This window comes from Rothia sp. HC945 (assembly GCF_051370785.1).
In the GTDB taxonomy this organism is placed as follows: Bacteria; Actinomycetota; Actinomycetes; order Actinomycetales; family Micrococcaceae; genus Rothia.
The window spans coordinates 121,398-135,558 of sequence record NZ_JBFCSN010000002.1 but is presented as its reverse complement, the minus strand read 5'-3'; the positions used below and the strand labels follow the sequence as shown (position 1 = coordinate 135,558).

The 14,161-nt window shown below is 65.2% G+C and carries 12 protein-coding genes and 1 riboswitch; of the genes, 10 read left to right on the top strand and 2 right to left on the bottom strand.

The genetic code is table 11. The features are described from left to right. Nucleotides 1–20 precede the first annotated feature (20 nt). Nucleotides 21–134: riboswitch (SAM riboswitch) on the top strand. A gap of 133 nt (nt 135–267) precedes the next feature. The 3 genes from AB0Y14_RS09190 to AB0Y14_RS09180 all read left to right on the top strand — a co-directional run bounded on the left by AB0Y14_RS09190 (nt 268) and on the right by AB0Y14_RS09180 (nt 3,640). After that, the gene (locus AB0Y14_RS09190; protein WP_436588964.1) at nt 268–1,659 is read left to right on the top strand and encodes a bifunctional o-acetylhomoserine/o-acetylserine sulfhydrylase; all 1,392 of its coding nucleotides are present in this window, start codon (nt 268–270) and stop codon (nt 1,657–1,659) included. Between the two features lie 17 nt (nt 1,660–1,676). Continuing rightward, nucleotides 1,677–2,882, top strand: a complete 1,206-nt coding sequence (gene metX / locus AB0Y14_RS09185) for a homoserine O-acetyltransferase MetX (protein ID WP_436588963.1) — start codon at nt 1,677–1,679, stop codon at nt 2,880–2,882. A gap of 98 nt (nt 2,883–2,980) precedes the next feature. Then, nucleotides 2,981–3,640, top strand: coding sequence for an alpha/beta hydrolase (locus tag AB0Y14_RS09180; RefSeq protein ID WP_436588962.1), 660 nt, complete (start codon nt 2,981–2,983; stop codon nt 3,638–3,640). 435 nt (nt 3,641–4,075) lie between these two features. Here AB0Y14_RS09180 and AB0Y14_RS09175 read toward each other — a convergent pair whose 3' ends face one another. Beyond that, a complete protein-coding gene (locus AB0Y14_RS09175; protein WP_436588961.1) occupies nt 4,076–4,303 on the bottom strand; it encodes an RNA-binding S4 domain-containing protein in 228 nt (75 codons plus the stop codon). A gap of 125 nt (nt 4,304–4,428) precedes the next feature. Between AB0Y14_RS09175 and AB0Y14_RS09170 the strand changes: the two genes are divergently transcribed. Genes AB0Y14_RS09170 through AB0Y14_RS09160 form a run of 3 tightly spaced genes read left to right on the top strand, consistent with a single transcriptional unit; the run spans nt 4,429 to nt 7,179 of the window. Beyond that, entirely contained in the window at nt 4,429–5,811 is a 1,383-nt protein-coding gene (locus tag AB0Y14_RS09170) for a glycine--tRNA ligase (protein ID WP_436588960.1), read from the top strand. Between the two features lie 16 nt (nt 5,812–5,827). Beyond that, nucleotides 5,828–6,790 (top strand): N-acetyltransferase family protein, encoded by a 963-nt coding sequence (locus AB0Y14_RS09165; protein ID WP_436588959.1) that lies wholly within the window; start codon nt 5,828–5,830, stop codon nt 6,788–6,790. A gap of 20 nt (nt 6,791–6,810) precedes the next feature. After that, nucleotides 6,811–7,179, top strand: a complete 369-nt coding sequence (locus tag AB0Y14_RS09160; RefSeq protein WP_436588958.1) for an MGMT family protein — start codon at nt 6,811–6,813, stop codon at nt 7,177–7,179. A 5-nt stretch (nt 7,180–7,184) separates the two neighbouring features. Here the strand turns inward: AB0Y14_RS09160 and AB0Y14_RS09155 are convergent, their stop codons facing one another. Next, entirely contained in the window at nt 7,185–7,982 is a 798-nt protein-coding gene (locus AB0Y14_RS09155; RefSeq protein WP_436588957.1) for an SDR family oxidoreductase, read from the bottom strand. Nucleotides 7,983–8,153: 171 nt separating this feature from the next. Between AB0Y14_RS09155 and AB0Y14_RS09150 the strand changes: the two genes are divergently transcribed. The 4 genes from AB0Y14_RS09150 to dnaG all read left to right on the top strand — a co-directional run bounded on the left by AB0Y14_RS09150 (nt 8,154) and on the right by dnaG (nt 14,146). Then, entirely contained in the window at nt 8,154–9,527 is a 1,374-nt protein-coding gene (locus AB0Y14_RS09150) for an aspartate aminotransferase family protein (protein WP_436588956.1), read from the top strand. A 100-nt stretch (nt 9,528–9,627) separates the two neighbouring features. Beyond that, nucleotides 9,628–10,797, top strand: a complete 1,170-nt coding sequence (dusB, locus tag AB0Y14_RS09145; RefSeq protein ID WP_436588955.1) for a tRNA dihydrouridine synthase DusB — start codon at nt 9,628–9,630, stop codon at nt 10,795–10,797. Nucleotides 10,798–10,902: 105 nt separating this feature from the next. After that, on the top strand, nt 10,903–12,207 hold the full coding sequence (locus AB0Y14_RS09140; RefSeq protein ID WP_436588954.1) for a deoxyguanosinetriphosphate triphosphohydrolase: 1,305 nt from the start codon (nt 10,903–10,905) through the stop codon (nt 12,205–12,207). Nucleotides 12,208–12,268: 61 nt separating this feature from the next. Then, nucleotides 12,269–14,146 (top strand): DNA primase, encoded by a 1,878-nt coding sequence (gene dnaG / locus AB0Y14_RS09135; RefSeq protein WP_436588953.1) that lies wholly within the window; start codon nt 12,269–12,271, stop codon nt 14,144–14,146. The last annotated feature ends 15 nt before the right edge of the window (nt 14,147–14,161 follow it).

Genomic DNA, 14,161 nt, shown 5'->3' with positions numbered 1-14,161 from the left:
CATGCGAAAACCTTGTATCGGGTCAAGAGAGCCAGCGCAAAGCCCCAGCTTGCTGGCCGGCAACCCTCCAACCGCGGTGGGGTGCCCTGGGTGAGGACCTGGTGGTCGCGAAACAGCGATCGCAAGCGCGGGCGCGGTGTGCCCGGTCGTCTCGATCAGTGAGACTCGTATTCCCCGGTGAACCAGAGGGTTCCGGGTCGACCCGGGTGCTGATGGATCGGAAGACGGCCGGTCGCTCCATGCCCCTCGACATTGACAGGAGCAAAAATGAGCACTCAAGGTCTTCCCACTCCTTCCGCACCGCAGGGCTGGAAGTTCGAGACACAGCAAATTCACGCCGGACAGGATCCGGATTCCGCGACCGGTGCGCGGGCATTGCCGATCTACCAAACGACGTCCTTCGTGTTCGACGACGCCGAGCAGGCGGCCAACCGCTTCGGGCTGAAGGAACTCGGCCCCATCTATTCGCGCTTGACGAACCCGACCCAGGAAGTCGTCGAGAACCGCATCGCTGCGCTCGAAGGCGGCGTCGGCGCCCTTCTGGTCGCGTCCGGTCAAGCAGCCATCACCATCGCGATCCTTAATATCGCGAGGGCCGGGGACCACGTGGTCGCGAGCCCCAGCCTTTATGGCGGCACGTACAACCTCCTCAAGCACACCTTGAGTTCCTACGGCATCGAGACCACATTCGTGGAGGACTTCGACAACCCGGAGGCCTGGCGTGCCGCGGTCCGGCCGAACACCAAGGTTTTCTACGGCGAGACCGTGCCGAATCCGCGTAGCGACGTGTTCGATATCGAGCCGTTGGCCGAACTCGCTCACGAAGTCGGTGTGCCGTTGGTCGTGGACAACACGGTGCCCACCCCGTACCTCGTCAAGCCGTTCGAATGGGGCGCCGACGTCGTCGTGCACTCGGCGACCAAATACCTCGGAGGGCATGGAAACAGCATCGGGGGCGTGATCGTCGATTCCGGCAATTTCGATTATTCGAAGTACCCGGACCGGTTCCCGCAGTTCAATACCCCGGATCCCAGCTACCACGGCCTGGTCTTCGCCGAAGACCTCGGCCCCAACGGCGTCTTCGGGGTCAATCTCTCCTACATACTGCGGGCACGTGTGACCCTGTTGCGTGACCTCGGTGCCTCCATCTCGCCGACGAACGCATTCAATATTTCCATCGGCCTCGAAACTCTTTCCCTTCGCGTGGAGAGGCACGTCGAGAACGCTCGCAAGGTCGCCACATGGCTTGAAGCTCGTCCCGACGTGACGCGCGTGCACTATGCGGGTCTCGAGTCCTCGCCCTGGTATGACCTCGGCCGGAAATACGCGCCCCAGGGCGTCGGAGCGGTCGTCGGCTTCGAACTCGAGGGGGGTGCGGAGCCGGCCCGGACCTTCGTGGATTCCCTCCAGCTTCACTCCAACGTCGCCAACATCGGGGACGTGCACTCGTTGGTCATCCACCCCGCCTCGACCACGCACTCGCAGCTTTCGGAGAAGGAGCTTCGCGATGCGGGCGTGGCTCCCGGATTCGTCAGGCTTTCCGTGGGGCTGGAGCACATAGACGACATCCTGGCCGATCTCGAGCACGGTTTCGACGCGCTGACATCCGCGGACGGCGCGACCGTATCCGCAGAACCTGTATCCGCGAACGGGCAATAGACGAACGAGGAGCAGACGTGACGATCGTTGGTACCGGTGCGCGCAAGGCCGAGACCAGGGGAGACGGCGTAGTCAATTACTACGACGTCGGCGACCTTCTGGTGGACTCCGGCGCCGTGATCTCCGATGCCACCATCGCGTACGAGACCTGGGGGACGTTGAACCAGGACGCGTCCAACGCCGTCCTGGTTCTTCACGCCCTGACCGGGGACACGCACGCGGCGCACGGTGAGGCCCCGGAGGGGGCGAGTGATCTCGAGCGCCGGGCAGCCGAGGAAGAAGGCTGGTGGGAAGGGCTCATCGGACCGGGTGCAGCGATCGACACCGACCAGTACTTCGTTGTGTGTCCGAACATCATCGGCGGCTGTTACGGATCGACCGGGCCGTCGTCCCCGGCGCCGGCGACGATCGATCCGGAGCGGCGTCCGTGGGGATCCAGGTTTCCCCTGACCACGATCCGGGATTCCGTGCGGGCCGAAGCCGTGCTGGCGGATGGCCTCGGAATCGACCAGTGGTCCCTGGCGATCGGAGGCTCGATGGGCGGAGCCCGTGCGATCGAGTGGGCCGTGACCTTCCCGGACCGGGTACGCCACTGCGCCACGATTGCTGCTGGGGCCGAATCGACGGCGGAGCAGCTCTCCTGGGGCCAGGCCCAGGCGCTCGCGATCCGGCAGGACCCGAATTTTGCCGGGGGAGACTACTATTCGGGGCCCTTCCCGATCGATGGCCTGGGGCTGGCCCGCCGCATCGCCCATATCACCTATCGATCCGCGACCGAACTGCACTACCGTTTCGGTCGTCACCCACAAGGCGACGAGGACCCTTCGGGGCCGTGCGTGAACACGCGGGGTCGTTACCGGGTCGAAAGCTACCTGGACCATCAGGCGTCGAAGCTTGCGGGCCGATTCGACGCGAATTCCTACCTGTGCGTCAATGACGCCCTCATGAGCCACGACGTCGCCCGAGGCCGAGGCTCTCTGAAGGAAGCCCTCGCACGGGCGACGTGCGGATGGACGATTGTGGCCGTGGACTCGGACCGCCTGTTCTACCCCCGGGATTCGGAGATACTTGCGCGCTCCCTCCCTGAACCCGTGGAAGTGGGGTATATCAGCTCACCGAGTGGCCACGACGCCTTCCTGATAGAGACCTCCCAAATCAGCAAGTTCCTCCGTGCGGGCGATGCGCTGCGGGACGCCCCCTTGGGGTCGTCGGGCCGGGACTGACGAGGAACCCTTCCGGACGGCGGCGTCGTTGACCCGACACCGGCAACGACGTCGGGCGGTGGGCCGTACGGCCCTGGATCGTGAATAGGATGGGACTCATGACTCCACATCCCACCGTCGAATTCTCGCGCCCTGAATCCGAGCGTCCCGGGACGCACCTCGTCCTGATGCTTCACGGCTACGGTTCCCACGAAAAGGACCTCCTGGGGCTTCTGCCGGCTCTTCCCCAGGATGGCTTCACCTACGCGGGAATGAGAGCACCCGACCCGGTCCCGGGCGGCGGGCCCGGGTACAGCTGGTTCGCCCTCCAAGGCACGTTTGGCCAGGACATCACCGCCGACGTCGAAGAAGCCCAGCAAGCGGCCGCCGACGTCGTCGCCTGGATCGAGAACAACGCTGAGGGCTACTCGGACGTGACCCTTTTCGGGTTCTCCCAAGGAATGGCCGTCGCGACCTCCGTGTTGCGTCATCGCCCGGATCTCGTCCGCGCCGTCGTCGGGTTGTCCGGATTCGTTCTGGACGCCCAGAGCGACTTCCTCGACGACGCCGCACTGTCGTCTCTGTCCCCGAAAGTTCCCTTCTTCTACGGGCGCGACCAGGAGGATCCGGTGATCCCGTCCGACATGGTCGCCTTCAACCTCGATTGGCTACGTGACCACACCCAGGTGACCAAGGTCCTGTACGCAGGCATGGGCCATGGCGTGAACAACCAGGAGATGAAACACGTCTCCGAATTCCTGCAGTACTCGCTTCGGTAAAACTGGGGGCGAGGCGGCTTCGTTCCGCGTGGTGGCGTTGTTGTGCGGTTGCGGCGGTCAGAACTGCATGAGAGTGCCACTTGGCGGTGGGGTGCGGGTCGCGGGCCGCGGGTGCACGGGGTTGCCTTCTCGGGGGGGGGGGGGGGGGGCGACGTCGTCGTCGTCTGGGGTGATGTTGTTGGGTGGGGTGATGTTGTTGGGTGGGGGGTTGCCCGAAGGGGAGGAGTTTTCCGCCGTTAGGCGGGGTTTCAACCTCCACCTAACGGCGGTGAGCGCCACCGAATCGGGCAACCGCCACCCAATTTGGGCATGGCAGGAGGGACCCCTCCGGGCAACCGCCACTCAACTCGGGCACGGCAGGAGGGACCGATCCGGAAACCCGCCGAGGCCCGAGAGCGCCACCCCCACGCCCCGATGCCCGTGCCGCGCGTCGTGTCAGGCGCGCTCTATGCGGAGGGTCGCGTCACCGAGAGCGACGACGTCGCCCGGATGAAGCTGCTTGCCGCGCTGGTATTCCGGTTCCCCGTTCACGGAGACGAGGCCCTCGGCGATAACCTCCCGGGCCTCGACGCCGTCCTCGACGAGGCTGGCGAACTTGAGCAGTTGGCCCAGCCGGATCATGTCTTCGCTGATTTGGACGGTCTGATCGTCTGAAGTGGTCATGGTGTCCAGCCTATCGACATGGGATGGGTGCCCTGGGCCGGAAACCGGTAGTCTGGTAGGAGAATCGACCCCTGCGCGCGTCGCACTCCGGCGGCGCGCGATGATTGATGGAGTGAGCAATACCTATGGCACCAAAGTCCACGCTGGACAACGTCATCACGCTGGCCAAGCGCCGCGGATTCGTTTTTCAGGCCGGTGAGATCTACGGCGGTTCCCGGTCGGCGTGGGACTACGGCCCCCTCGGAGCCGAGCTGAAAGAAAACATCCGCCAGCTCTGGTGGCAGAATTTCGTGCGGTCGCGCGAGGACATGGTGGGGCTGGATTCCTCGATCATTCTTCCCACCCCGGTGTGGGAAGCATCGGGCCACGTCGAAACCTTCACGGATCCGTTGGTCGAGTCCTTGCACACCCACCGCCGGTATCGCGCGGACCACCTGATCGAGGCCTATGAGAAGAAGCATGGGCATCCTCCGGCCAATGGCCTGGCGGACATCAACGACCCGGAGACCGGGCAGCCGGGCAAGTGGACCGAACCGCAGCAGTTCTCCGGTCTGATGAAGACCTATCTGGGCGCCGTCGACAACGAGGAAGGCCTCCACTTCCTGCGACCCGAGACGGCCCAGGGCATCTTCGTGAACTTCAACAACGTGGTCACCGCCGCCCGCAAACGGCCCCCGTTCGGCATCGGACAGATTGGTAAGGCCTTCCGGAACGAGATCACCCCCGGAAACTTCATCTTCCGGACCCGTGAGTTCGAGCAGATGGAAATCGAGTTCTTCACCCATCCGGATGACGCGCCGAAGTACTTTGATACGTGGGTCGAGGACTGCTGGAACTGGTTCGTCGACCTGGGGATCAACCCGGACAATATGCGGAAGTTCGACGTCCCGGAGGACGAGCGGGCCCATTACTCGGCCGGAACCATCGACATCGAATACAAGTTCGGTTTCCAAGGCAACGAATGGGGCGAGCTCATGGGCGTGGCCAACAGAACCGACTACGACCTCGGCGTACACAACGAGAACTCGAACACCCGCCTCGAATACTTCGACCAGGGGACCGGGGACCGTTACGTGCCCTACGTGATCGAGCCTTCCTTCGGGCTCACCCGTTCCATGATGGCGTTCCTGGTTGACGCGTACACGGAAGACGAGGCGCCGAACACCAAGGGCGGCGTCGACACCCGCACGGTGCTCAAGCTCGACCCGCGCCTGTCGCCGGTCAAGGCGGCGGTTCTTCCGTTGTCCAAGAAGGAGACCCTGACGCCGACCGCGGAAAGGCTGGCCGCCGACCTCAGGAAGAACTGGAACGTCGACTACGACACGTCCGGCGCTATCGGCCGTCGCTACCGTCGTCAGGACGAAATCGGTACACCGTTCTGCATCACGGTGGACTTCGACACTCTGGAGGACAACGCCGTCACGATCCGCGAACGCGACACGATGACACAGGAACGCGTCAGTCTCGATCAGGTCAAGTCCTACCTCGCGGGCCACCTGATCAAATAACCCAGAGGGGAGCGGTATGGCGGACTACACGATCCGTGACTGGCACGAGGGCGACGATCTGCAGCTGATGCAGATCTGGCCCGAGGCCGAGAACACCCAAGCGGCCGTTTTTCGCGCCAAGTTCGGCCCCGACGCCGAGCAGCCGTGGCAACGGACCGTCGTGGCCGAACACGACAGCGTGCCCGTGGCCGCGGCAACGGTGTACGAGACGTCGTTGCACTCCTCCAGGCTCTGGGCCTACGTCGAGGTCGCTCCCGATCACCGTCGGGCGGGGCTCGGTGGGCGCCTGATGCAGGCCCTGCGGGATGCGGCCGAGACCGCGCCGTCGGGCGTGGTCTCCCTGCGAAGCAAGATCGAGCCCGGATCGGCAGGCGCAGGGTTCGCCCAGTGGGCGGGTCTCGGGTCGATCCAGCGCACTCGCATGATCAGGGTCGACGCCGGCGCCCTGCCCCAGCGCGCCCTGCGCGAGGACCAGGACGGCAACCTGGACCAGGCGATCGAGGACCTTGCCACGGGGTCCCTCGAGCTGACCCAGGCCGTCTGGGACTTCTATCGACGCGTCCACGAATGGGACCCGCCCGCGGAGCAGTCTCTCGGTCGGGTGAACCGCCTGTTCCTCTCGGACGAGGCCGAGGCCTATGGCGCGATCGTCATGCGCGACGGCGTGATCGAAGCCCGGAAGAACGGTAAGAACGCGCCGATCGCGGCCTTCGCCGTGAGCTACCGGCCCTTGGACGCCGATGCTCCCGGGCGGGAATTCTCGGAGGAAGAGCCGACCGAGGTCCTTCTCGGCTACGACGTCGACCGCGTGCGGTCCGGCGGGGACGTCGAGCAGCTGCTGGCTCTTCTCGTCGCCCAGTACCCCGTGGTGATCGAGGTGGACGACTCGATGAGCATCCTGACCGAACTCGTCGATGCCCTGTTGGACCGGGGCACGGCCCACCTCGAGGAAGAGACCCTGGTGGTCGCGGACCGCTAGGCGCTCGCGGGACACCAGCGATGGACGACGTACGGGTGGAGAGGATTCTGCGGGCCGTGGAATGCGTCCCGGAAGGCCGAGTCGCAACATACGGCCTGATCGGTCGAGTGGTCGGGGAGGTTCCGCGCGTGGTCGGGTACACGATGTCCCGTTGGGGCGGCAACGTCCCGTGGTGGCGCATCGTCAACGCCCAGGGAGTGATTCCCGGGCACGAATCCACGGCCGTCCCGCACTGGGAACGCGAAGGGCTCCTGAACCGTGACGGTGACGGTCTCTCGACATCGAGCGCGGCCTCAGGCCTCCGGGTGCGCCTGAGCGAGGTTCTGGCGGACGAGGACATGCTGGCCCGGGCGTGGGCGGAAGCGGTCGCGGGCCTGCCGGAGACCTGAATCGCTCACCCGGTCAGCGCGCTCGCGGGCCAGGTGAAGGCCATGACGCCGCCATCGACCGTGATCGTCTCGCCCGTGACGAAGGAGGAATCGTCCGAGGCCAGGAAGGCCACCACCGCGGCCACCTCTTCGGGCTTCCCGAGGCGTTCGAGCGGTGTGACGCGAGCCTGCTGCTCCCGGAAGCTCTTGCCCTCCGCATCGGCCGACCCCACCAGCTCGTCGACGAGCGGCGTTTCAATGGTGCCCGGGCAGACCGCGTTGGCCCGAATGTTGCGGGACCCGTAGTCGGTCGCCGTCGCTCGCGTGAAATTGACGACGCCGCCCTTGGCCGCGTTGTAGCCCGATCGATCGGCGTCCGCGGCAAGCCCTGAGAAGGAAGCCATGTTGACGATGGCTCCGTGTCCGGCGTCGAACATGAGCGGCACCAGATACTTGGTCACCAGGAATGTCCCGCGCAGGTCCACCGCGATGATCCGGTCGAAGAGCTCGGTCGGATATTCGTGGACCTTGCCGCCCTTGTTGTCGACGCCCGCGTTGTTGACCAGGGCGTCGATCCCACCCCATACATCGCTGACCTGCTGGGCCAGATCTCGGACGGATTCTTCGTCGGCGACGTCGACGACGAAGCTCTCGACCTCGGCACCCGCGTCCCGAGCCGCCTGGGCCGCGGTCTCCAGGTCCTTCTGGTTGACGTCCACGAGCCCCAGAATCGCTCCTTCGGAGGCAAGACGCTGAGCCGTGGCACGGCCGATGCCGGTCGCGGCCCCCGTGATGACGACTCGACGGTTCTCAAAACGTTTCATGGCGTGCTGTCCTCCGTAATACCTGGTCAGTCCCGGGCGAGTAATTCCCGGTACCCCAACGGTAGAAATCCCGCGGGCGCGGAGTCGAGGTTTTCGGAGGAATTCATGCCATGGAAATATATAGAGTTGGAAGACCGCCCGAAGAACGGCCGGTTACGGAGAGGGGATCCCATGAGCACACCAGGAACTTTCGTCGCGGGTGTTACCGACGCCGACATCGAGGAAGGCCGCCGCGCCTATCAACAGGATCGGGACCACGTGTTCCACTCGTGGTCAGCGCAGGGGACGGTGGACCCGATGACCGTTCTCCGCACGGAAGGCTCCTACGTCTGGGACGGCGAGGGGCGCAGGCTCCTGGACTTCTCCTCCCAAATGGTGAACACGAATATCGGGCACCAGCACCCCGCCGTGGTCCGGGCGATCCAGGACCAAGCGGGAAAGATCTGCACGATCGCGCCGTCTCACGTCAACGCCGCGCGCTCCGAGGCGGCCCGGCTGATTGCCGAGCTGACGCCCGGAGACCTGAACCACGTGTTCTTCACCAACGGGGGAGCGGATGCCAACGAGCACGCGATCCGTATGGCCAGGGTGCACACCGGTCGCCACAAAGTTCTCTCGGCCTACCGCAGCTATCATGGCGGCACGGACCTTGCGGTCAACGTGACGGGCGACGCCCGTCGATTCGGCAACGACCATGCCGGGGCGGGTGTGGCCCGCTTCCTGCCTGCATATCCCTACAGGTCGTACTTCGACTCGACCAGCGAGGAAGAAGAAACCAGCCGGGCCCTGCGCCACCTGGAGGACGTGATTCTCCTGGAGGGGCCAGAGAGTATCGCCGCCCTGATCCTGGAATCCGTTCCGGGCACACCAGGAATCTACGTTCCCCCGAAGGGTTACATGCAGGGGGTGAGAGACCTCGCGGACAAGTACGGCATCGTCTGGATCGCAGACGAAGTCATGGTCGGATTCGGGCGAACCGGTGAGTGGTTCGCCGTGGACCACTGGAACCAGCGGCCGGATCTGATGACCTTTGCCAAAGGCGTGAATTCAGGGTACGTGCCGCTCGGCGGCGTCGCGATCTCGGACGAGATCTACCAGACCTTCGAGGAGCGCCCCTATCCCGGCGGACTGACCTATTCGGGCCACCCTCTCGCCTGCGCGGCAGCCGTAGCGACCATAGAGGCGATGAAGGACGAAGGGATGGTCGAGAACGCGCGGCGCCTCGGCACAGATGTCTTCGGCCCCGGCCTTGCAGAGATCGCGGAGAAACACCCGTCGGTCGGTGATGTCCGAGGCCTCGGATGTTTCTGGGCCATCGAGCTCGTCAAGGATCGGCAGACCAAGGAGCCCCTCGCGCCGTACGGCGAATCCTCTGCCGCCATGGGAGAACTCATCGGGGAGCTGAAAGCAGGCGGCATGCTGCCCTTCGCAAACTACAACCGGATCCACGTGGCTCCGCCCCTGAACATGTCGACCGAAGAGGCCTGTGAAGGGCTCCGCATCATCGACGAGGCGCTCTCCGTGGCCGACGCTCACACCGTCTGAGACCCCTCCGCGCTTGCGGCACACTGCTTTGGCGGGCCGAGTGATGTGAGTTCGCTCTTCCTCGGCCCGCTGGTGGAGCAGCGTGTGAGAAAATCGCAACGTGACTACTGCCATCCCGACTCGCCTGTCCCTGCCTCCGCTCCAGCTCGGCCACCTCACGGTGGACGTGCCGGTAGTCCTCGCCCCCATGGCGGGCGTGACCAACAGGGCCTTCCGCAGACTGTGTCGGGAATACGGTGGGGGACTGTACGTGACCGAAATGGTCACGGCCCGGGCGCTCGTAGAACGTCGCCCCGAGTCGCTGAGGATCATCGATCACGACGACGATGAGAAGGTCCGCTCGATCCAGATCTACGGGGTCGACGCGGTCAACGTCGGCAAGGCCATCCGCATGGTTGCGGAGGAGGACCGGGCCGATCACATCGATCTGAACTTCGGGTGCCCGGTTCCCAAGGTGACCAAGAACGGCGGTGGTTCGGCCCTTCCGTGGAAGACCGATCTTTTCGAAGCCATCGTCGGTACCGCCGTCCGTGAGGCGTCGCGGGCCGACATCCCGGTCACGGTCAAGATGCGCAAGGGCATTGACGATGACCACATCACCTTCCTCGACGCGGCCAGGACGGCTCGCGACGCCGGGGTGGCCGCGATCGCGCTGCACGGCCGAACCGCGGCACAGCACTATTCGGGCCAGGCTGATTGGGACTCGATCGCGGAACTCCGGGAAGCCGTCCCGGACGTTCCGGTCCTCGGCAACGGGGACATCTGGTCCGCGGAAGACGCCGCCCGCATGGTCGAGCAGACCGGCGTGGACGGCGTCGTGATTGGTCGCGGGTGCCAGGGGAGGCCTTGGCTCTTCGGCGATCTCCAGGCCGCGTTCGAAGGCCGTGATGACCGTTTCCGTCCTGGAGTCGCCGAAGTCATCAAGATCATCTATCGCCACGCGGAACTGCTCGTGGAGACTTTCGGGGAGGAGCGCCGAGGTATGCGCGAAATCCGCAAGCACATCGCGTGGTACTTCAAGGGGTATCCGGTCGGCGGCGAGCTCCGCGCGCAGATGGCGCAGGTCAGCACGCTTGCGGAATTTCGGGATCTGCTGGGCCGACTCGACCAGTCGTTGCCGTACCCCGGCGCGGACGTCGAGGGGCCCAGGGGACGTGCGGGATCGCCGAAAAAGCCGCATCTTCCGGAGGGGTGGCTCGATTCCCGCATCCTCGGCGACGCCGAGCGGCTTGGGCTCGCGGACGCCGAACTCGACGTGTCCGGTGGCTGACTCGAGGCGGCAGGATTCCCCGCCGTCGTCTTCTGTCACCGTCTTCCGCGCCATGGCGCGGTAGCCTGGGTACGACTCGTTTCCCCGACAAAGGCGAACCCCCACATGACTTCTCCGACCGAACCCCGTCAGCCCGGTTATTCGCCCCGGGACGCTGACCGCTGGTTTCCGGAGCATCACAAGAATCTCTATCGCAGCCAATTCGAGCGCGACCGGGCCCGAGTTCTGCATTCCTCGGCCCTGCGCCGGCTGGGATTCAAGACGCAGGTCGTCTCTCCGAGCTCGGACGACTTCATACGGACCCGCCTGACCCACTCGCTCGAGGTCGCACAGGTCGGTCGGGAGGTGGGCCGGATGATCGGTTGCGACCCCGACGTCGTCGACGCGGCCTGCCTGGCCCACGACCTCGGTCACCCTCCGTTCGGGCACAACGGCGAGGCCGCCCTCGATGCGATCGCGGCCGATGCAGGCGGGTTCGAGGGCAACGCCCAGACGCTCAGGCTCCTGACGCGCCTCGAGCCCAAAGTCATCATGCCCGACGGGCGATCCGCGGGGCTGAACCTCACGAGGGCCTCGCTCGACGCAGCATGCAAGTATCCGTGGGCCAAGGAGGACGCCCCTGTCCGTCACGGGACCAAGAGCCGCAAATTCGGCGTCTACGAGGACGATCTCCCGGTCTTCGACTGGTTCCGGGAAGGCGCCCCGGAAGGTCGAAAGTGCCTGGAGGCCCAGGTCATGGATCTCGCGGACGACATCTCCTACTCGGTCCACGATGTCGAGGACGCCGTCTTCGGCGGACACGTGCAACTGGGGTGGATGGACCGCGCGGCGGACCGTGAACGTGTCCTGACGTGGACCCAACGCTGGTACATGCCGGACACGGACCCGCAGGAACTCGACGACGCCCTGGCGCGCCTCCAGAAACTCGACGAGTGGCTGCCTCTCGTGACCGGTACCCGTGCCTCCATGGCGGCTCTGAAGGCGTTGACGAGCCGGTTGATCGGCCGCTTCGCCGGCGAGGCGATCGCGGCCACGCGGGCGGAATACGGCGAAGGGAACCTGACCCGCTATGCGGCCAGGCTAAGGATTCCTCGGGACACCATCACCGAGATCGCCGTCATGAAGGGCATCGCGACCGCCTACGTAATGGCGGTGAGGGACCAGGAACCGCTGTACGACAATCAGCGCGAGATGCTCGCCGTCCTGGTCCAGGCTCTCCTCGACACCGACGGGATCTTCCTTGATCCCGTGTTCGCCGCAGACTGGCGGGAGACCGATCGTCACGACGACGTCGCTCGACTGCGTCTCGTGGTGGACCAAGTCGCATCGCTCACGGATTCCTCTGCCGTGCGCCTGCACGACCGCATCACGGGTCTCAACTGGCGGGTCGGGGACAAGCCCCTGTGGTGAGTCGTCCACGTTCGTCGGCCCGGGGCGGTCCGGATTTGTCAGGGCGGATAAACTGGCCCACGTGGCTGGTTTGATTCGACGCGAGGACATTGACGAGGTGCGCTCCCGCACGGACATCCGGGAGGTCGTCGAAGGCTATGTCACGCTCAAGTCCGCAGGCATCGGGTCCTACAAGGGGCTCTGCCCCTTCCACGACGAACGCACGCCGTCCTTCCACGTTCGACCCCAGATGGGCACGTACCACTGTTTCGGGTGCGGTGAATCCGGGGACGTGATCTCTTTCGTCATGGAGATGGACCACACGTCCTTCTCGGAGACCGTGGAGCGACTGGCCGCCCGCGTCGGGTACGAACTCCATTACGAGCAGGGCAGCGGCCCGTCGAAGGAGGAGAAGGGACGCCGGCAGCGACTCATCGATGCGCACAAGATCGCGCAAGAATTCTTCGAGAAGGCCCTGTACACGCGGCAGGCCTCGGCGGCCCAGAATTTCCTGGGCGGCCGCGGGTTCGACGGAGACGCCGCGCGGAAGTTCGGCGTCGGGTATGCGCCCCAAGGGTGGTCCACCCTGCTCAAGCACCTTCGGGACCGCGGGTTCACCGATGAGGAGCTCAAGGCCACGGGAATGTTCTCCGAGGGCCAGCGCGGTCTGTACGACCGCTTCAGGGGGCGCCTGATCTGGCCGATTCGGAACCTCACCGGTGAGACGATCGGCTTCGGCGCCCGAAAGCTCTTCGAAGACGACAAGGGTCCGAAGTATCTGAATACCCCTGAAACCCAGCTCTACAAGAAGTCCCAGGTGCTCTACGGGATCGACCTCGCGAAGAGGAAGATCGCGCAGGGCAAGCAGATCGTGGTCGTCGAGGGGTACACCGACGTGATGGCCGCACACCTGGCCGGGATCGAGACGGCGGTGGCCACCTGCGGCACGGCCTTCGGGACGGAGCACATCAAAATCGTCCGGCGCCTGCTCGGTGACGACGGCTCCGGCGGGGAAGTGGTCTTCACCTTCGACGGGGACGAGGCCGGGCAGAAGGCGGCCCTCCACGCATTCCAGGAGGACCAACGGTTCAGCGCACAGACGTATGTGTGCGTGGCACCGGAGGGAATGGACCCCTGCGACCTGCGTCTCAAGCGCGGGGACAAAGCCGTACGGGACCTCCTGAAGGCCAAGCGCCCACTCTTCGAATTCGCGATCCGGGTGACGCTGAGGGACTTCGATCTGGAGAGCATCGAGGGCCGCATTCGCGCCATGAGGGTTGTTGCTCCGATGGTGGCGTCGATCAGGGACTCGGGTCTGCGCCATGCCTACCAGCGCGAGGTCGCACGATGGATCGGCGTCGAACTCGAGGAACTCGATGGCGCCGTGCGAGGGGCGGCCCGTCAGCCGGTCGAACGACGTCGCGAAGACATTCAGGCGGCGTCGGCCGGCCCGGAAGATCGCCCCAAGCCCCAGGTCGAGCTGCCGGACTACACCAACGATGCCGCCGCCCGCCGGGAGCGCCAGGCACTCGAGGTCCTGGTCCAAGTCCCGGATTTGGTCGAGCGGTCGCAGTGGGAGGCGTTGCCGTCGATCCGAGTGAGATACCGGGTGCACCACGAGATTCTTCGGGGCATCCTCGCTGCTCATGACGAGATCGACGCCGTCCCCGGGGGACGCTGGGTCAACGGGATCAGAAACCATACCCATGAGGCCGCGCACTCGCTGTTGGCCGAGCTGACCGTTGCCCCGTTGCCGGCGACCACGCAACGGCAGGTAGAGAACCATGCCGTCTCGATCCTGAACAGGCTCCTCGCCCAGGAACTCAGCGTGCGCCAGCGCGACAAGGTCCGCGAGCTCGAACGGGTCGACTCCGTGGTCGAAGCGGATCGGTTCCGGAGCATCCAGCGAGAGATCCTCGACCTCGAGTCCAAGCGACGCCAACTCTCTGAGGTGCGGTGACCATCGTCACCGAGG

Bases quoted from the DNA above. Each gene is read 5' to 3' on its own strand.
- AB0Y14_RS09190 (WP_436588964.1), top strand. From the start codon at position 268: ATGAGCACTCAAGGTCTTCCCACTCCTTCCGCACCGCAGGGCTGGAAG.
- AB0Y14_RS09180 (WP_436588962.1), top strand. From the start codon at position 2,981: ATGACTCCACATCCCACCGTCGAATTCTCGCGCCCTGAATCCGAGCGT.
- AB0Y14_RS09175 (WP_436588961.1), bottom strand. From the start codon at position 4,303: ATGACCACTTCAGACGATCAGACCGTCCAAATCAGCGAAGACATGATC.
- AB0Y14_RS09170 (WP_436588960.1), top strand. From the start codon at position 4,429: ATGGCACCAAAGTCCACGCTGGACAACGTCATCACGCTGGCCAAGCGC.
- AB0Y14_RS09165 (WP_436588959.1), top strand. From the start codon at position 5,828: ATGGCGGACTACACGATCCGTGACTGGCACGAGGGCGACGATCTGCAG.
- AB0Y14_RS09160 (WP_436588958.1), top strand. From the start codon at position 6,811: ATGGACGACGTACGGGTGGAGAGGATTCTGCGGGCCGTGGAATGCGTC.
- AB0Y14_RS09155 (WP_436588957.1), bottom strand. From the start codon at position 7,982: ATGAAACGTTTTGAGAACCGTCGAGTCGTCATCACGGGGGCCGCGACC.
- AB0Y14_RS09150 (WP_436588956.1), top strand. From the start codon at position 8,154: ATGAGCACACCAGGAACTTTCGTCGCGGGTGTTACCGACGCCGACATC.
- AB0Y14_RS09140 (WP_436588954.1), top strand. From the start codon at position 10,903: ATGACTTCTCCGACCGAACCCCGTCAGCCCGGTTATTCGCCCCGGGAC.